The 18,743-nt window shown below is 36.9% G+C and carries 15 protein-coding genes; 10 read left to right on the top strand and 5 right to left on the bottom strand.

Annotated features, from left to right (window positions below; all coding sequences use genetic code 11):
- The first annotated feature begins 175 nt into the window (after positions 1-175).
- Positions 176-715 (top strand): GNAT family N-acetyltransferase, encoded by a 540-nt coding sequence (locus tag D7V20_RS00595; protein WP_120382420.1) that lies wholly within the window; start codon positions 176-178, stop codon positions 713-715.
- Positions 716-867: 152 nt separating this feature from the next.
- Here the strand turns inward: D7V20_RS00595 and D7V20_RS00590 are convergent, their stop codons facing one another.
- Positions 868-2,166: a Y-family DNA polymerase gene (locus D7V20_RS00590; protein ID WP_120382419.1), complete on the bottom strand. Its 1,299-nt coding sequence runs from the start codon at positions 2,164-2,166 to the stop codon at positions 868-870.
- Positions 2,163-2,762, bottom strand: coding sequence for a LexA family protein (locus D7V20_RS00585; protein WP_120382418.1), 600 nt, complete (start codon positions 2,760-2,762; stop codon positions 2,163-2,165). The genes D7V20_RS00590 and D7V20_RS00585 overlap by 4 nt, the downstream gene beginning before the upstream one ends.
- 352 nt (positions 2,763-3,114) lie before the next feature.
- Between D7V20_RS00585 and D7V20_RS00580 the strand changes: the two genes are divergently transcribed.
- Positions 3,115-3,678, top strand: a complete 564-nt coding sequence (locus tag D7V20_RS00580; RefSeq protein ID WP_120382417.1) for a 1-acyl-sn-glycerol-3-phosphate acyltransferase — start codon at positions 3,115-3,117, stop codon at positions 3,676-3,678.
- Positions 3,679-3,784: 106 nt separating this feature from the next.
- Entirely contained in the window at positions 3,785-4,534 is a 750-nt protein-coding gene (locus D7V20_RS00575; protein ID WP_120382416.1) for a YebC/PmpR family DNA-binding transcriptional regulator, read from the top strand.
- A gap of 133 nt (positions 4,535-4,667) precedes the next feature.
- On the opposite strand, the gene D7V20_RS00570 is transcribed toward D7V20_RS00575, so the two are convergent.
- On the bottom strand, positions 4,668-5,141 hold the full coding sequence (locus tag D7V20_RS00570; RefSeq protein ID WP_120382415.1) for an Lrp/AsnC family transcriptional regulator: 474 nt from the start codon (positions 5,139-5,141) through the stop codon (positions 4,668-4,670).
- 256 nt (positions 5,142-5,397) lie between these two features.
- On the opposite strand from D7V20_RS00570, the gene D7V20_RS00565 reads away from it, so the two are divergent.
- The 5 genes from D7V20_RS00565 (at position 5,398) to D7V20_RS00545 (ending at position 9,020) form a co-directional block, all read left to right on the top strand.
- Positions 5,398-6,180: a HesA/MoeB/ThiF family protein gene (locus tag D7V20_RS00565; protein ID WP_120382414.1), complete on the top strand. Its 783-nt coding sequence runs from the start codon at positions 5,398-5,400 to the stop codon at positions 6,178-6,180.
- Positions 6,181-6,219: 39 nt separating this feature from the next.
- Positions 6,220-7,518 carry an ABC1 kinase family protein gene (locus tag D7V20_RS00560; RefSeq protein ID WP_120382413.1) on the top strand — a complete coding sequence of 433 codons (1,299 nt, stop codon included), beginning with the start codon at positions 6,220-6,222 and terminating at the stop codon, positions 7,516-7,518.
- A 163-nt stretch (positions 7,519-7,681) separates the two neighbouring features.
- A complete protein-coding gene (folB, locus tag D7V20_RS00555; RefSeq protein WP_120382412.1) occupies positions 7,682-8,062 on the top strand; it encodes a dihydroneopterin aldolase in 381 nt (126 codons plus the stop codon).
- Positions 8,019-8,450, top strand: coding sequence for a 2-amino-4-hydroxy-6-hydroxymethyldihydropteridine diphosphokinase (locus tag D7V20_RS00550; RefSeq protein ID WP_120382411.1), 432 nt, complete (start codon positions 8,019-8,021; stop codon positions 8,448-8,450). The genes folB and D7V20_RS00550 overlap by 44 nt, the downstream gene beginning before the upstream one ends.
- Before the next feature lie 27 nt (positions 8,451-8,477).
- Positions 8,478-9,020 carry a hypothetical protein gene (locus tag D7V20_RS00545; RefSeq protein WP_120382410.1) on the top strand — a complete coding sequence of 181 codons (543 nt, stop codon included), beginning with the start codon at positions 8,478-8,480 and terminating at the stop codon, positions 9,018-9,020.
- A 216-nt stretch (positions 9,021-9,236) separates the two neighbouring features.
- Here D7V20_RS00545 and coq7 read toward each other — a convergent pair whose 3' ends face one another.
- Together coq7 and D7V20_RS00535 are read right to left on the bottom strand one after the other, a co-directional pair.
- Positions 9,237-9,872 carry a 2-polyprenyl-3-methyl-6-methoxy-1,4-benzoquinone monooxygenase gene (gene coq7 / locus D7V20_RS00540; RefSeq protein ID WP_120382409.1) on the bottom strand — a complete coding sequence of 212 codons (636 nt, stop codon included), beginning with the start codon at positions 9,870-9,872 and terminating at the stop codon, positions 9,237-9,239.
- Position 9,873: 1 nt separating this feature from the next.
- The gene (locus D7V20_RS00535; RefSeq protein WP_120382408.1) at positions 9,874-11,193 is read right to left on the bottom strand and encodes an MFS transporter; all 1,320 of its coding nucleotides are present in this window, start codon (positions 11,191-11,193) and stop codon (positions 9,874-9,876) included.
- A 177-nt stretch (positions 11,194-11,370) separates the two neighbouring features.
- Between D7V20_RS00535 and D7V20_RS00530 the strand changes: the two genes are divergently transcribed.
- Both D7V20_RS00530 and D7V20_RS00525 read left to right on the top strand, forming a co-directional pair.
- Positions 11,371-14,094, top strand: coding sequence for a BamA/TamA family outer membrane protein (locus D7V20_RS00530; protein WP_120382407.1), 2,724 nt, complete (start codon positions 11,371-11,373; stop codon positions 14,092-14,094).
- A gap of 59 nt (positions 14,095-14,153) precedes the next feature.
- Positions 14,154-18,689 carry a translocation/assembly module TamB domain-containing protein gene (locus D7V20_RS00525; protein WP_120382406.1) on the top strand — a complete coding sequence of 1,512 codons (4,536 nt, stop codon included), beginning with the start codon at positions 14,154-14,156 and terminating at the stop codon, positions 18,687-18,689.
- The last annotated feature ends 54 nt before the right edge of the window (positions 18,690-18,743 follow it).

Genomic DNA, 18,743 nt, shown 5'->3' with positions numbered 1-18,743 from the left:
GATTATTTTTATTAAAAAAGAAAATCCAATAAAAGTGATAAAATTCATATTTAATGAATTATAAGACATTAAAATATCAAAGTTTATTTTAATAAAATATAAATGAAGCTATTGGTTTTAAATAAAAAAATGTTAATTTATCTTTTATTCATCATAATCAATTTATCGCAAATATATGCACAAACTTACCAATCAAAAACTTTATTTAAGACCAATCCGTATAGAAGATGCACCACTTATTTTGGCGAGCACGCAGATTGAAGAAATTCGCTATATGACTGGAACGACAGTTGATTTTACATTGGAACAAATACAACAACATATCTTGAATTGTCAAAATAATACAAGTCGTTATGACTTCGCGATATGTTTGAATAGTAATCATCAAATGATTGGCGAACTTGTCATTATGGATATAGATCAAGTCCATAAAAGTGCGGGTTTCAGAATTTCCATGTGCAATATCGAATTGACAGGTCAAGGTTATGGGACTCAAGCGATGAATTTAGCGTTGGATTTTGTTTTTAATGTTTTGAACTTGGAACAGCTAGGACTAGAAGTGTATAGTCATAATAAGCGTGGGTTACATGTCTATAAAAAACTTGGATTTAAAACTGTAGATATTTTAAAAAATGGATTGATTTATAAAGGTGAACAGATTGATGAAATCAAAATGGCTCTTCTAAAAGATGATTATTTTAAAGACGATAAATAATTTTCTCTAAATTAGCATGTTTAATTGCTTTTTTTTTGAGATATATTCGTAAAAAAAAGAAGTAAGATCATTGTCTTAGGCTTTGATTGCTTTAAAACTATATAGTTATTTTTATAGATTAGAATTATTTAGCACTTTATTTCTGATGCTTTTTAATGATCTATTGTTAATAGCTCATCCCAATGAAAAGGATTTTTACTGAGCTTATTACGATTCATTGACCAACTGCGATTGGGAATATAACAAGCACCAATTCCTAATTTTTTCTTCCCAAAACGTTCATGTACGTCTTCAATCGCAGACATTAATTTATCTTTTTTTTCAATGTTTGATCTATCAGAAAGTAAGTCAAAAGCATAGCTATTTTTCGACTCTAATGCGGTCAGAATCACTCCACATTTCTTATACTGAATGCCTTTTTTATAAATATGTTTGAGCATTCCGGTCGCAGCCTTGGTTAAATCTGTTACACAGTCAGTAGGCTCAGGAAATGCAAAAGGAATAGATTGATTATAAAAAGGAATATTCTCATCAAAAGGATTAGATTGCACAAAAATGATAATACAGCCACACAGCAATTGACCTTCACGTAACCGTGCGCAAGCATCTTGAGTATAAGCACTCATGGCTTCTTTAAGGTCATTGAGTTCAGTCACACGTGAACCGAATGAACGACTGGCGATGATTTGTTTTTTACTTGGTGGGGTATGTTCAAACTCGATGCAAGATGTACCTTGTAATTCTGCAACCGTTTTTGCCATAACAATTGAAAAGTGTTTTTTCATTTCAACAGGGTTTGAAGAAGCGAGATCCAATACTGTATGAACATTCATCGCATGTAATTTTTTAGAAAGCTTACGACCAACATTCCAAACCTCACTGACATCAATTAGGCTGAAAAAATAATCACGATGTTTGGGCTCCATTGATGCTAAATTACATATACCATTAAAACGTTTGGCTTTTTTCGCCATGTGATTGGCCATTTTAGCTTCTGTTTTACTTCGACCAATGCCAATACATACAGGTAAACCGAGCCATTTCCCAACACGCTTACGCATTTCTTGAGCATATTCAGTGAGATCATAGGTTTTTGCATAAGCAGTCAGTTCTAAGAAACATTCATCAATAGAATAAATTTCTTGTTCCGAAGCTGTCACGAAGTCTCCCAGTATAGCGTGAAAACGACGTGACATTTCAGTATATAAAGCATAGTTGCTGGAAAGAACTTGTACATCGTGCTTCTGTACAATCTCTTCGATCTGAAAGTATGGTACAGCCATCTTTATGCCTAAATCTTTGGCTTCTTGACTTCTCGCCACAGCACAACCATCGTTATTTGACAGTACAATAACAGGTTTATTGTTTAAAGATGGATCAAAAACACGCTCACAACTGACATAGCAATTATTAATATCGACCAGTGCAAAGATTTTATTTTGACTATTCATTTGAAGCTCTTTAATGCATAAGTGACGACACCCCAGATAATAAGTTCTTGACTTTCATCAAGATAAATATCGCTATATTCAGAGTTTTCGGCTTTTAACCAATGCAGACCATTTTCAATCATCAAACGTTTGACTGTGAAATGATTGTCGATCATGGCAATGACAATGTCTCGATGCTTAGCTTCAAGGCTACGGTCAACAACTAACTCATCATTAATATCGAGACCGATATCAAGCATGGATAGGGAATTTACTCGAACAATAAAAGTAGCATCTGGGTTTTTAATCAGGTGTTCATTTAAATCGAGGGTTTTATCGATATAGTCTTGAGCGGGAGAGGGGAAGCCTGCTTGGACACGTTCAGTTACAAGAGGAATTTGTAGAAAGGTCACAGGATTAATCTGTTGAATATGGTCAATGTCAACCTGTGTTTTATTGGAGGAATTTTTGATTGTGAATGAGCAAGATTGAAATGTATGAGAAGACTTAGCCTGTTCTTTATTAGTGAGGTTTATTTTTAGTATTTGATAGGCATCATGTGGCCTGAGTATCCTTTTTTCCCCATGGTCATCATGCTGATATTTAGGCTCATTCATCGCTTAACTCGAATTTGTTACATATTCAAAATTCTAAAACTTGATTGAGTAAAATTCAAATGATTATTTTTGTGTCTAAGATTATTTTTGTGTCATATTGGTTGAATATAAAATGAAAAATCACGGTAAATATTGGCTTTGAGATAATTTTCAGCCAAAATGAAGAGGTCTTACTTTTTTGTAAAAAAGGATAAAATGCCAGTTTTTGCTGTTTTAGAATTATTATGGCTTAGACCAAGTCCTGTTTTGGTAAAATAAATATACAAATGTAAAAAAAGAACTGAATAGCAATTGTATTTTTTTGCAGATGCTCGGACAATTCGCAAATTATTTTTATGACACTAGGTAGAATATGAAAAAGTTATTGGGGGAATTGGCTTTTAAATTGTCAGGTTGGACATATGAAGTAAAACCCAATGTATTAGAAAAAAAACAAGTGATTATCGGTTTTGAACATACGTCAATGATGGATGCGGTGCTGTCCCTTGCGATTTTCCAAATTTTTGATTTAAAAATTCATACATTGATCAAAAAAGAATTATTCAAAGGGCCCATGAAGCCAATTCTTGAGAAAGTTGGTGGGATTGCAGTTGATCGTAAATCCAATCAAGATATCGTGACGCAAATGGTTGAGTTGTTTCAAAGTAATGATGAATTTAATTTAGTCATTGCACCAGAGGCAACACGTGCTGAACGTGGCGAAGCTCGTAAACCGATTCGTACAGGATTTTGGCATATTGCTAAAGCAGCCAATGTACCGATCATTTTGATGTATGCAAATTCAAAAACCAAGCAGGGGGGGATTTTCGGTAAAATCTATCCGTCAGATCTAGATCAAGATTTAGCTGAAATTAAACGATTATATAAAGAGCATACAGGGCTGGATATCGTCATTCCTGAACCAAAAAAAGCGTAATTTAGATAAAATCTAAAAAATAAGCACTTTCTCATAAAAAAGTGCTTATGATAGAATTGCCACAATTTGATATGGCATAAGGCCAATCTACAGGAGCATATTTCGCATGGCGGGTCATTCCAAGTGGGCCAATATTAAGCATCGTAAAGCAAAACAAGATGCGAGTCGTGGTAAGGTTTTTACTAAATATATTCGTGAGCTTGTTACTGCTGCCAAACTTGGCGGTCCAGATGTTGCAAGTAACCCTCGTTTACGTGCAGTTGTTGAAAAAGCACTTTCAGTAAATATGACACGTGACACCATTAACCGTGCTATTCAGCGTGGTGCTGGCGGTGAAGATAACGATGATTTAAAAGAAGTCACTTATGAAGGTTATGGTGTAGGTGGTGTTGCAGTTCTTGTAGAAACAATGACTGATAATTTAAACCGTACTGTGCCTGATGTACGTCATTGTTTCTCAAAAACCAATGGTAACTTGGGTACAGCTGGTTCTGTTGCATACCTATTTACTAAACGTGGTGAAATTACTTTTGAAGATGTTTCTTTAGAAGATAAAATCATGGACGTTGCTTTAGAAGCAGGTGCAGAAGATATTGAAGTGGGTGAAGACGAAATTTTAGTGATCACTACACCAGAATCTTTTGGTGAAGTTCAAGATGCTTTAACTGCGGCAGGTTTAAAATCTGACAATGCTGAAGTTGTAATGAGCCCATCAACCAAAGCGTTAATTGCAGATCCTGATCAAGCTAAACTTATCTTAAAAATGATTGATATGTTTGAAGATTTGGACGATGTTCAAAACGTTTATACCAATGTTGAATTTACGGATGAAGTTCTTGCCGAGTTAGATGCTTAATTCATCTTTGAGTTAAAAAACGCACCAATGGGTGCGTTTTTTATTTTATGCATAACTTGGATATTCAGTAGATTAAACGGCTTTAAAAAGCGTATTCACTATTCATTGGATAATAAATACAGTGGACATAAAACTAAACGCGATTAAGCAGTCCAGTACAATTAAAAACATGATTGTATTCTTTAATCACAAAGCTGGAATGCAGTGCGACGACATGGTCAATTTTACCAATACGTTTCAGCAAAATTTCACTGTAGTTTTCCATATCTTTTGCAACCACTTCAACTAAAAAATCAGCTGTTTGCCCAGTCACTAAGAAGGCATTAATCACTTCTGGAATACTTTCAAGCTCTTCTAAAAATTTAGCAAAAGTATCAGTGTCGTGTTTACTTAACGAAACTTGCAAGATAACGTGAAGTTTAAATCCTAGCTTCTCAAAATTAATATCACGTTTTAAATTGGTCATGATATTGGTTTCAATCAAGTGCTTGATTCTACGGTGTACCGAGCTTACAGAAAGGTTAATACGTTCCGACAGTTCATTTAGGTTGATATCTTCATGCGTTAAAATCTCAAGAATTTGTTTGTCGTAACGATCAAGTTCCATGTTTAAATCCAATCTGAAAAAGTTTTCTGATTTAATGTAGAATGGTTTGTTAAAAATTTCAACATTTGATCAAATTGTGGGAAAAATATCGACAATGCAGATTTTTGTGGGAATTATACAGAAATGATCAAGCTGGTTATTTTATCATTCAATTTTAACTGCTCATACTCGGTTAAATACTCAAAATATAATCATGTAAACATTCAATTTGAGTGTTTTACATTATACTGATCAAAATTGAAAAATCTCTTCTCTCATGCTCGAAAATGATCTAGAACTCACCGAATCTGAAATGCATCTTTATTCACGTCAAATTCTATTGGATGGTTGGGACATTGATGCGCAGGAAAAGCTGAAACTCGCCAATATTTTGATTGTAGGTTGTGGTGGGATAGGCTGTACTACGGCTGAGTTATTGGCACGTGCAGGTGTTGGGAAAATCACGCTTATAGATGCAGATACCATTGAAATCAGTAATCTACAACGCCAAATTGCCTATACACAACAAGATGTTGGCTTTTATAAATCTGAAATGCTCGCAAAGCGTTTACAACAGATCAATCCATTTATCCAAGTAGAAAGTCATATTCATCAACTGGATGAGTTAAATGCGCAATCATTGATTGCTCAACAAGATTTAGTCCTTGACGGTTGTGATAATTTCACCACACGTTATTTGGTCAATCAGGTGTGTACCCAGTTCAATGTACCGTTGATTAGTGCATCTGCAATTGGTTTTCAAGGTCAGTTGTTTATGGTCGAAGGAAATTCAGCCTGTTATGAATGTTTATTTCCCAAAGAGCAACACATCAATGAAAGCTTTCGTTGTGCTGATTCAGGCGTTTTAGCAACAACACCAAATGTGATGGCCAGTTTGCAAGCACATCATGCACTTTTATATTTAGGTTTAGCACAGACACCACTCAAGCAAAAATTGCTGCTATGGGATGGGTTAACAATGAAACAACGAATTTTAGCCTTTGAAAAAGAGATAGATTGCGCAAACTGTCAGGCAAGCTCTACTGCAAAGGCTGATTAATTTGCTACACTTGTCTCAATTTATTTCTACTTAGACATTATGAAAAACAATATCTGGTTAGATGGACTGCGCTCAGTTGCCCGAGTTGGGGAAACTGCTGTCATCGCAGCGAAAGCAGGCATTAAATATGCCACCGAAAAACCAAGTAACGCAAAACTCATGCGTGAAACGTTTGAATCTTTGGGTTCAACTTATATTAAGTTAGGGCAATTTATTGCCAGTACGCCTTCTTTATTTCCTCGTGAATATGTTGAAGAATTTCAAGGTTGTCTAGATCAAACACCGTCATTGCCATTCAGTTATGTACAAGGTGTCTTAGCGCAAGAGTTTGCAGGGCGAGATTTAAGTGAAATTTTTGCATCGATTGATGAGAAACCACTTGCTTCAGCTTCTATTGCACAAGTTCATGCTGCGAAATTGGTGTCGGGCGAAGACGTTGTAATTAAAGTGCAAAAACCAGGTGTAGAAACCATTCTCTATACGGATTTAAATGTTTTGCATTGGGCAACTAAGCTTTTAGAAAAAGCGGTTCCAAAAGTTAAATTTGCTTCCTTGGCAGATATTGTTGAAGAAATTAAAACACGTATGGTTCGTGAAGTTGATTTTATTGAAGAAGCACAAAACCTTGATGATTTTGTGAATTATCTTAATGTTTCTCAAAATCATGCTGCGACTGCGCCAAAGGTTTATCACCAGTACTCAACTCGCCGTGTATTGACCATGCAACGCTTGTATGGTGTGCCATTAACCGATTTTGATGTGGTTCGTAAAGTTGCAAAAGATCCATCACAAGTTTTAATTACCGCAATGAATACATGGTTTGGTAGCTTAATGCTGTGTAAATCATTTCATGCAGATTTGCATGCAGGCAACCTGATGTTGCTTGAAGATGGGCGAATTGGTTTTATCGATTTTGGTATCGTAGGGCAGCTTAAACCTGAAGTATGGCAATCATGTATGGCATTTATGGATGCACTTCAAAAGACGGATTACGGGCTCATGGCTCAAAATATGTTGGGTATGGGCATGACCAGTAAACAGATTGATACGCAAGTATTAGCGGATGATTTGGAGCGCCTATTTAGTGGTGTTTTATTGGCAGATCCACAAAAAATCATGACCTCAAATCCTGCTGATTTAAACGATATTATGATGGATATGGTTGCAGTGGGTGAGCGTCACGGTATCCGATTCCCACGTGATTTTGCATTGTTATTTAAGCAAATGTTGTATTTTGACCGTTTCATGCGTGTACTTGCGCCATATACCGATATTTATGCAGATCAACGTTTGCAAATGGTACAAAATTTAGATCCAGCTTCGTTATTGAAGCACTGATATGGGTTTCCTTTCTTTGATACAAGAAGGAAGCTTAAATTTATTTGTTAATTAATCCCTCCCAACCTCCCTTTTAAAAGGGAGGAGTATTCCTAAAAATATTACAGATGGGTGAGTCCCCCTTTTCCAAAGGGGGATTTAGGGGGATTTATAGGAAATCATTATGGACGCAATTATCATTGAAGGTTTAAAAGTGGATACAGTGGTGGGCTGTTTCAATTGGGAACGCCAAATTATTCAGCCTTTAATGCTTGATTTGACGATTCAGACCTGTTTAGAAAAGGCATCTAATTCAGATGAGCTTGAAGATACTTTGAATTATGCGGAAATTTGTGAGATTTCGAGTAAAGTCATTCAAGATGCTGCCCCGAAATTGATCGAACATGCGGCTAAACTGGTTTTAAATGCGCTTTTCGCTACCTATCCATCAGTTGAATCGATTATGATTACTATCCGTAAGCCTGCCATTATCCCGCAAGCAAATTCTGTAGGAATTCGCCTTGAACGCCACCGAAACGATATTCGCCCTAGCTCTGGCGAGTAATAGCGCTCCTCAATATAATTTTCAAAAAACATTTGCTCAAATTTTGAGTTTGGGTGAAGCGACTTTTTCAAAAATTTATATTATTCCATGTCGTGATGGCATAGGGGCAGATTACTGGAATGCAGCGTGTTTGCTTAAAAGCCAATTCTCTGTTGATGAAATCATCACTTTATTAAAAAAGATGGAAGCAGATTCTGGTCGTGTCCGTCCTTCACACAATATCTCTTTAGACGTTGATTTGATAGCTTGGGGGCGTGATTTAACGCAAATGCAATTTAATCCTAAAAAATTACCATTGGCTTTGGATGTTAAGATTCCAATGTATGATATTTGGCAAGATATGTTATTTAATCATCCTGAGCATCAATTTCCTGTTATCGTTTTATAAGAATTTGAAAATTAGAAAGGTATAGTGATGTATTTGAAATCATGGGTATTGTTGAGCACTGCGCTTTTATTGAATGCGTGTACACAGTTGCCTGAACAATCAATTCAACTATTAAACACAGAAGTTATATCAAACACTGAAGTTAACAATCAATCTTCGCAACAACGTGATAGCAATTTAAAACAAAGTGTTCACGCTTATACAAAAGATTCATCTACTTATGAGGTGGCTTTTGATGACCTGAATGGTGATGGACAACAAGAGGCTTTAGTACTTTTAAATGGTCTGGATTGGTGTGGTTCAGGTGGTTGTACGATGCTCATCTTTAAAGGAAAACCCAATCAAACATTTGAATTTTTGAGTAAAACAACTTTGGTTGATAGCCCAGTTTATTCAACAACTTATGTCAGTAATGGTTGGAAACAGTTGTTGGTTTATAGCCGAAAGCATGGACAAGTAATGTTAAGGTTTGATGGTGCAGCTTATCCATTCAATCCCTCTTTATTGCCTGTAGAGGCGACAAAGTCAGCACCACACAATGCTAAATTATTGTTTGGGTTGAGTGAGTAGCGCTATTGATTCAATCATTTATTTATTCAAGTACTTATCGACTTGATAATATTCAAAGACATTAAATGAGTAAAGTAGAGATTGTTTTAAAAACAGTTGTACTGCTATAAAAGCTGAATGGACTGCAATCTTGCGTATTCTAGAATGTTTGAATTCTCTCCCTACAGAGCATACTTCTCACTTCAAAAAGTGAGAAGTAGCGAGAGAAAAAGCCTTTTAAATATAATAACTGGTCTTGGTCATCAATTTTGAAATAGCTGTCATGGTGATTTTGACTGGAATCGGTAAATCAACGCCACCTGCTTCTAAAGCTGTATCACGGTGGTGCAATTCATCTTCATTCATTTGTACCAGTATTTTACGAGAACGTTCATCTTGTGCAGGCAGTTGGCTAATATGATGTTGTAAATGCAGGCTTACCTGACGTTCAGTTTCTGCAACAAAACCTAAGCTGTATTTATCACCGGCAATACCTGCCAGTGCGCCCATACCAAAAGAAAGCCCGTACCAAACTGGGTTTAATAAACTGGTATGACTATCCAATTCTTTTAAGCGATCTTCACACCATGCCAAATGGTCTTGCTCTTCAATCGCAGCAAACTCCATTTCACGGCGTACATTCGGCAGCTTTGCAGTCAAAGCCTGCCCATGATAAAGCGCTTGCGCACATACTTCACCACTATGATTCACCCGCATTAGACCTGCAACATGACGCGCTTCACTGACGGCTAATTGGGTTTCTGTGTCATTTGAAGGATTCATTCTTTGTGCAGACGTCGCGCCTGGTACTAAACTTCTTAAAGCTTGATCGAATGAATTGATCAGTTTATCAATGCCAGTATATTGACGCATATTAGTCCTCCAAAGAAGCTTGAGTTGTGGCAATCAGCGGTTTTAAGCGAAGTAATAACCACGTACTAAAAATCGCACTGAGTATAGCGGTAATACAAAATAGAATTTTAATATCTATTTTTAAAATACTTAAGATGATTATAGAGAAAATCGCAGAGGAAACCATGAATATTGCATTAAAGATATTATTGGCAGCAACCACACGTGCACGATGTGATTTAGGTGCATAGGCTTGCATCATGGCGTACAAAGGGACGATATAAAATCCACCGCTAATTCCCAGTAAAGTGACTGCAATCATGACATGATAATAAACAGCCCCTGAGCTAAACATATCGGAAATTGTAATTAAGTCGCCTGTACGTTCAGGAACGAATGCCAAGCTTGCTGCTAAATAAAGTGCAAATACAGTTAATCCGATTGCACCAATCGGCACCATCTTAATATTGACTTCAGTTCCACCAATCTTACGGCACAGTAAAGAACCAACACCGATACCGACTGAAAAAAATGTTAAAAGCAGGCTGACTACATTTTCATTGGCATGTAAGTTCTGCTGAGTTAATTGAGGAATTTGCGTGAGATAAGTTGCGCCATAAAACCAATACCATGAGTTACCCAAAAGAACGATAAAAATTAAAGGTAAGCTTTTCGCATAGCGAATTGTTTGAAAACTGGTACGGAAAAAATTCCAGTCAATTTCTAAATCAGTATTGGTCGTGGGTTGTTTAAGGACAAAGCGACTACATAGATAACCAATCACCGCAATTGCTGTAATGGTTAAGCAAATCCAGACCATATTGCCTTGTGACAGTGAAATCACCGCGCCACCTAAAATCATACCAATTAAAATTGCAATGGATGTTCCAGATTGAAATAGCGCATTTCCAGACATCAATTCATTGGGTTTTAAAATATCAGGTAAAATTGCATATTTGATTGGGCCAAAGAAAGTACTGTGGGTTCCCATTAAAAATAAGGCAAAAAGTAAAATCCATAAATTACCCAATAAAAAACCAGCCGAAGCAATCAGCATGATGATAATTTCGAGTATTTTAATACTTCGGACTAAAAATGAACGTTCGTACTTATCTGCAATTTGTCCTGCTGTCGCAGAAAAGATGAAATAAGGTAGAATAAATAACAATGCAGCAAGGTTGTTGAGTGTACTTATACTTGCAGCTTGCTGTTGAATCCATCCATAGGTGATGACGAGTAAAAGTGATTGTTTATACACATTATCGTTTAATGCACCAAAGAACTGAGTAAGAAACATCGGCAGAAAACGCCGTGTAGCTAAAATGTGTTCATTTTTTTCCATTGTAGATGACTTCATTTAGTTATTTATGAAAAATGTGGTGAAATAGTAACTATCATACAAAATCATGTATCATGTTTTAACCTTAAATCATGTTTAAAACCAATTGTTTTGGGTGTTAGAAATATACATTGTTCAGTGTAAATTTCATTTAATATATTTAGATAATTAGAGCTTGGTATGCCAGCAAAAATTAAATTTAAAAAATCTGTACTTGCACATTGTATGCATCTTCACTTTGATAGTTATCATATCAATAAACTCTTATGCGCAAGTGTTTTTTTAAGTGTTTTTGCTGTACCTGTAAGTTACGCTGAACCAGCGCAGGGCAGTATAAAACAAGAAAATCAAACCACTGAAATTACCAATACGCAAGAGCAATTAGAAACCGCAGCAAAGCAACAAGGTTTGTCGAATGAAAAAATCGACCAAATTGATGAAAAAATAGAACAAAGCCAAGCGGCAACATCGGTCGATAGTTTATCCATGCTTCAACAGCAAGAGCAAAACTTGGGGGTTCAGGATGACTTTAAACCGATTCAATTTGATGATTTGGAAGATTTACCGATTGCACCCGTTGACCCATCTTTAGCAAATGAAATTTTCCGAGTCGCAGAAGAAGCAAAGAAAGAAGCGCTTGATTTTAGGAATGGTGTAACACAAGCCCCCGAAGTGGTTGTGCATGATGCTACACAACAAGAAGTCTCCGAAATTACGCAAGCACCTGTCAACGTGGATCAACTCATTCAAACGATTCATTCAGAGCGTGATATTTCAGTAGAAAGAAATGACACAGCGAAGACATTAACAGATCCAACCTTGAATGAAGCAAAGTCTGAAGAGGTTAAAGTTGGTTTCTTTAAAGGGCTGATGAACAAAGTCATTCAACCGCAAAGTAATGTTGCGACCATTCCCAAAATTATGGTGACAGTTGAGGGTGGGCCTAAAGTCCTTACTGACAATATTAAAGCGAAATTATCTTCTTTTACTCAAGAGGCTTTTTTAGATTTTAATGGTTCTGTTTCACAATTGAGAACACTTACTGTACAAGCTGCTCAAGCTGTTGGCTATTACAATGCACAATTTAAATTTTCAAAACTAGATGATAATCACTTAAAAGTAAGTGTTGTTGCGAATGAACCTGTAATCGTGGCAGAGCAAAATATAGAAGGCAGTGGTGCGGGAGCAAATCTCGCTCAATTCCAAGTGATACGTGTCTTACCAGATTTGGAGATAGGTGATATTTTTAACCACGGTTTATATGAAACCACAAAATCACGTATTACCGATGCTGCAGTTGATAATGGTTTTTTTGACAGCCACTGGCGTTTACACGATGTTAAAGTTGAACAACCACAGAATAAAGCTAAAATTAATTTAAAATATGAAACGGGTGAGCGTTATAAGCTAGGTCATGTTGAATTTAGAATGAGTGATCCTTCTAAACCACTTCCGATCGATCTGAAAGTTCTTGAATCGATGGTTCCTTGGAAAGATGATGCGGATTATACCGCATGGCGTGTCAATGGTTTGGCGAATAACTTAACCAACTCACGTTATTTTAACTATACTTTAGTGGATGCTGTAAAACCTGATCCAATTGTAAAGCCTTTAGAGTTACCTGAGGATTTACAATTATTGGTTGATCAGGAGCGTATCGCTGCTGCTTCATTTGCAGAGCAGACACAAGTTGAAAATGCCAAACATTCTGATAAAGAAGTAACGCAGACAGTTGTCGATGAAAATCAGTTTGCGGGTACTCAACAAGCAGATACAGACCCGAATTTAAGACAATTACAAACTCAGCAAAAAGAAAAAGAATCTGAAGAAGATTTACTCAAAGATAAAGCACGTGAAGAAAAGAAAATTCCTGTCATTGTAACTTTAAATGCAGATCGTCTAAATAGTTTAGAAACAGGTATTGGTTTTGGAACAGATACAGGTGTTCGTTTACGGAGTCAGTATCGCCGTGCCATCGTCAACCATTTAGGGCATTCTTTTGATGCAAACTTCGAGTTATCGCAAATTCGTCAGTCTTTTGATGCTCGATATAATATTCCTTATAAACATCCACTGAATGATTATATAAGCCTCGTTGCTGGTTATGAGCGTGAAGATCGTGGAGGAATTGGTAATGATTTGGATTTGATCATTGAGTCTGCTGTTGCAGGTGTAGACCGTGTGATCAAAGGATCTCGTAAAGAATGGCAGCATATTTTTGGCGTACGTTATCGTTTAGACCGAATTACGCAAAATGGTGTGGTGGATGTGGATGACATTCCCGATGCTTTTTTAATACCAGGTTCGAACGAAGAGCAAGAATCCTTATTATTTGGATATGAAGCAACCAAAACCACCAGTGATAATCGAGTGAATCCAACCCGCGGTTTTAAGCAATCGTATAAAATTCAAATGGGTAGTGAATCATTATTGACTGATACAGACATGGCGATCGTCAATACAACATGGAAGGCGCTATATTCATTGGGGAAAAATGATAATCATCAATTTGTTGGTGGTTTGGATGTGGGGTATATTTTCGCTAAAGATTTTCAACAAGTGCCTTATAATTTAAGATTCTTTGCAGGTGGTGACCAAAGCCTGAGAGGTTTTGATTATAAGAGTCTTTCACCAGTGGAGTATGGTTATGACGTTGGAGGACAAGCTTTAGCTGTTGGCTCAGTAGAATATAACTATCAGTTTAAAGAAGGTTGGCGTGCCGCTATTTTTAGTGATGTTGGTAATGCCTACAATAAAAACTTTAGTAATAATACAGAATATAGTATCGGTCTAGGTATACGCTGGAAATCACCGATTGGCCCAATTCGATTAGACTTGGCTTCTGGAATATCAGATCCAGATCGTCCGATTCGATTACATTTCTATATTGGATCGCAACTTTAATATCCGTACCCCATAGAATAAATGAATGATTTAAAATCAGTGAGAACTTTGGAAATAATATGACTGATGCAGAACATCAAGATGTTCAGAATGAACAACAAAGTAATTCATTAGAGCCTGAACAGAGCCCAAAGAAACGTAATTTATTACGCAATATTCTGCTGTCAGTGTTTTTGATCGTTGTTTTATTGGTGACGGCATTAGCTGTGATGTTTAGCACGGACAAGGGCAGTAAATTTTTACTTGATCGTGTTGCTGCAAGTCAAAAAATTATTCATTATCAATATGAAGGTGGCAATCTTTTACAAGGGATTATTCTCAAAAATATTCTAGTCACCCTAAAACCTGTAGATATTAAAATAGATCGAGCAGATGTTTCTTTAGGTTGGCGAGCTATTTTTGATAAAGAAATTCATTTAAGTCATGCCGATGTTAATAATTTAAGAATTATCACAAAGACCCCACCAAGTAACGAACCGTTTAAATTTAGTGAAATCAAATTGCCTTTTATTCTGCGGGTAGATCAGGCAGATATAGATCATTTACAAATTCAAACCTATTCAGCCAAGGTAAATTTTAATGATGTGCATTTAGAAGAAGGATTGTGGTCTGGTACTGAATTAAAATTTGAAAATTCAAGCATGGATATGGGCTATTTGTCTGTTAAAAATGCGAAAGGCAATATGGATTTTAAAGGGAAATATCCTTTAAATGCACAAGCGGTCGTTCGTTTACCATCTCTTAAAAGTTTAAATATTCAAGATATCTATGTGCAAGCACGTGGTTCTTTAGACACGATTAAAGCAGGTGTAGCGACTAGAACCCCTGATTTATTAACAGGTTGGGCTGTATTGCATCCAATGCGTCCCAATGTGCCTATGAATGGTGCTTTAAATTTTAAAGATTACCATTGGCCTTTGTTAGTAGAACAAGCGCTTTTATCAAAGAATGGTATCGCAAAATTCCAAGGTGATATTAAAGGTTTAAACTTAGAAATCAATACAGATATAAGTGGGAAAAATATTCCACAAGGTCAATATACAGGTCTTGCACATACAGACTTGGTAAACCAACTGAACATCAGTAATGTAAATGGTCAATTGATGGGTGGGGCAGTAAATGCTGCGGGACTGGTGAGTTGGCAAGATCATGTGCATTGGGATATTAAAGGTCGTTTAGATCGGATTAATCCAAAAGACAAAATTATTCCACAAGTTGTTCAAGACTTTTTACCACCGTCATTAGATGCCAATATTTCCTCGGTTGGCGCACTTAAACAAGGAATGCATTTAACCGCAAATGTTGCTTTTGATAAGTATGAAACTTGGAATGTAAAACTGGATCAGGCACAACAAAAAAATCAAAAGCCTGAACCTATGCAACTGGGTGTAAATTGGAAGAATATTGATCGAGCCGTTCCATATGTGGGGTGGTTAAGTAGTGAGCAAGGTCAAGTCAATTTAGCATTGCTTGAAGGTCAACAAAATATTCATGTTGCAACCGTAGTGCGGCAACATGAAAAAGGGAGTTTGCCAGCAGGTAAATATAATGCGCAACTAGACTTAAAAGGCAACGACTTACATATTCCAGCTTTTAATTATTTGGCAGATCGAGGCAACCTTTCGGGTCATGCAGTAATTGAATTACCGACAGATAAACGCCAATTGAAGTGGACAGCATTATTGAATGCGAAAGATTTTAATCCGCAATCTGTGCTTGCGAGTGCTCCAGTAAATTTGTTAAATGGTCAAGTTAAAGCAAATGGTTTTGCAAAACCAAATCAACAGCTCATTTCTTTTGATCGTATCGATTTAACTGGACGAATTGCCAATCAAGCCAATCCTGAGACAATCCGATTGACAGGTAAAAGTACTGCTGCGGTTATTTTTGCAGATCAAAAAGCAGGTGGAGACTTTAAAGGCTTTGCTGTGAATTATGATGGTACACTCAATGCGGCACAATTGAAACAAGGCAGTGGTTTATTAAAACTACGGGTGTCTGGTACACCTGAATTGATCAAAATATCCGAGTTACGGCATGATGGTGTTGCTGGAAAAGTATTTGCAAGTGGTCTAGTGCATGTGGCTAATGGCCTGAGTTGGGACATTAGCACTTCATTGGTTCGCTTTAAACCACAATACTTTGTATCTTCGGTGCGTGGTGAAGTTTCTGGAAATGTTAAAACTCAAGGTCGTTGGTCTGATCAGCAGAAAAGAATTAACATTCAACAACTTAATATTGCAGGAATGATTAATAATAAGCCTTTACGTGGTCGTGGTAATTTGGCAATCATGCTAAATTCAGATCAAAAAGGCTTTGTTCCTCAGCAATTTGAGGCAAATAACTTATTCCTGTCCTATGCCAATAATCAAGTTCAAGCCGCAGGAAATGCGCAAAACCTACGCCTAAAGGTCAATGCCCCTGCTTTATATGAGATTTATTCAGGATTGCGTGGTAAAGCATATGGTTATTTAAATTTACAAATAGAACCACGTTTAAGTGCGACGGCAAACTTAGTGGTTGATCGTTTTAGTTTTAATGATATTAGTATTAAAAAACTGAGTTTGAAAGGTGAATTGCCAACCTCTGAAACAGTGCCTTCAAAAATGGTTGCGCAGATGGAGACATTGCGTAGCGGTGATCGTGAAATTCAGCATGCGGCGATTACTTTGTCGGGTACGCGCAAAGCACATTTATTGCAATTACAGGGTTGGAATTATTATTCAAAATTCTATATGCAATTGGCAGGTGGCTTTAATGCTCAGAATGATTGGTTAGGGCAAGTTCAAAAAGGTGAATTTGATTCGGTTCGTGCACATTTACTTCAACAAAAGAATGCCCCGATTATTTATTCCTCTGCTAAAGCTGAGCTATATGTGGGACAGCATTGTTGGCAGAGTCAGCAAAGTCAGTTGTGTTTTGATCAGCCGATACGTGTGAGTAAGAAAAGTGGTAATGTTTCATTCCTCACTCAAAATCTAGATTTAAATGATTTTGCTGCATTTATGCCAGCAGGCTTAGCATTAACTGGTAAATTAAATGGTTATGCAAAAGCATCATGGGCGCAAGGCGCAAAGCCTAAACTGGATGCTAAGTTAATCACACGTAACGGTGAAATTGGGATTGCTGCAGAGAATCCTGAAGATGTTTCGACATCGATGAACTATGATGAAGCCAGTATTATTGCTAAAAGCATTGCAGATGGATTACTACTACGTGTTGATTTAAAAGCACCAAATATTGGTACAGGATATGCGAGTGTTATTGTAAACCCCTATGTTGACTCAAAACCAATACGTGGTGAAGTTGCCTTTAACGAAGTTCAATTACAGATTTTAAAACCATTTATTGCAGATATACGTAAGTTAGATGGGACATTGTCACTTGCAGGTAAGATTAATGGAACCTTATCTCAGCCCTTATTTGATGGTGAGATGCGGTTGAAAAATGGTGAAATCAGTATGATTTCACTGCCTGTTAATTTAACAAATGTGCAAATTTATTCTTCAATTCGCCAAGATGTTGTGATGATTAATGGTGCATTTAACAGTGGGCGTGGTGTCGGTAAAATCAATGGCAGTATTGATTGGAAAAATGATCTACGTGTGCAATTAAAGTTAAATGGTGAAAAATTATTGATTCGTCAAGCCCCTTTGATCACAGCAGTGGTTGATACTGATATTGAAGTAGACGCATTGCCAATGAGTAAGCGTGTTGCTGTGAAAGGTAAAGTCGATGTGCCTCGTGCGTTGATTTCAATGCCTGAAGCAAGTGCAACAGTCGTCAATGTTTCACCAGATGTACGTATTGTAAAAGAAGGAGAGAACCAACTCGCCATTCTACGTGCAGCTAAACCGTGGGATATACGCGCAGATGTTACCGTCAATCTTGGTGATAAAGTGATTTTTGAAGGCTTTAATAGTCGTATTCCATTGGTTGGTCGTTTATACCTCACGCAACGTGGTTTAGAAACAGCCATGCGTGCCAATGGTGCGATTGGTGTGAGTCAAAAAGTAACGATCGAAGCGTATGGTCAGCGTTTAGATTTGAATCGTGCAATTGCGCGTTTTAATGGTCCATTAGCCAATCCAACATTAGACATTGACACCAACAAGAGTATTTCAGGCAGTATCGTCGGTGTTCGTATTACTGGTACGGCATCGAGTCCAAATATTCAAGTGTATAATGATGCTGGATTATCTGATCAAGAGGCAATGAATGCGTTAATTACAGGACGTATTAATGAAGGTTCAAGTGGCTTAAGTAATGAACAAGGCTTCAAATCTGATGTGAATAACACCATTGCAGCAGCGGGAATTAGTTTAGGATTGGGCGGTACACGTGCATTTACCAATCAAATTGGACGTACTTTTGGTTTAAGTGGTTTGTCTTTTGATGCACAGGGCACAGGTGATGATACTCAAGTCAGCTTGACGGGTTATATTACCCCAGACTTATATATTCGTTATGGTGTTGGTGTCTTTACACCAGTCAATAAACTCACTTTACGTTATCAAATGAATAAACGCTTATATTTGGAAGCGAGCCAGTCTTTAGAGAAAGCAATCGATTTGTTCTATCATTGGAGATTCTAAAACGCTAAACACTTGGCTTTATGGGAAAATAAAAAAGCCTTTTAATTCAGCATT

It is taken from the genome of Acinetobacter rongchengensis (genome assembly GCF_003611475.1).
Classification (GTDB): domain Bacteria; phylum Pseudomonadota; class Gammaproteobacteria; order Pseudomonadales; family Moraxellaceae; genus Acinetobacter; species Acinetobacter rongchengensis.
Note: the sequence above shows the minus strand (reverse complement) of the source record. Positions and strands in the feature narration are given on the sequence as shown.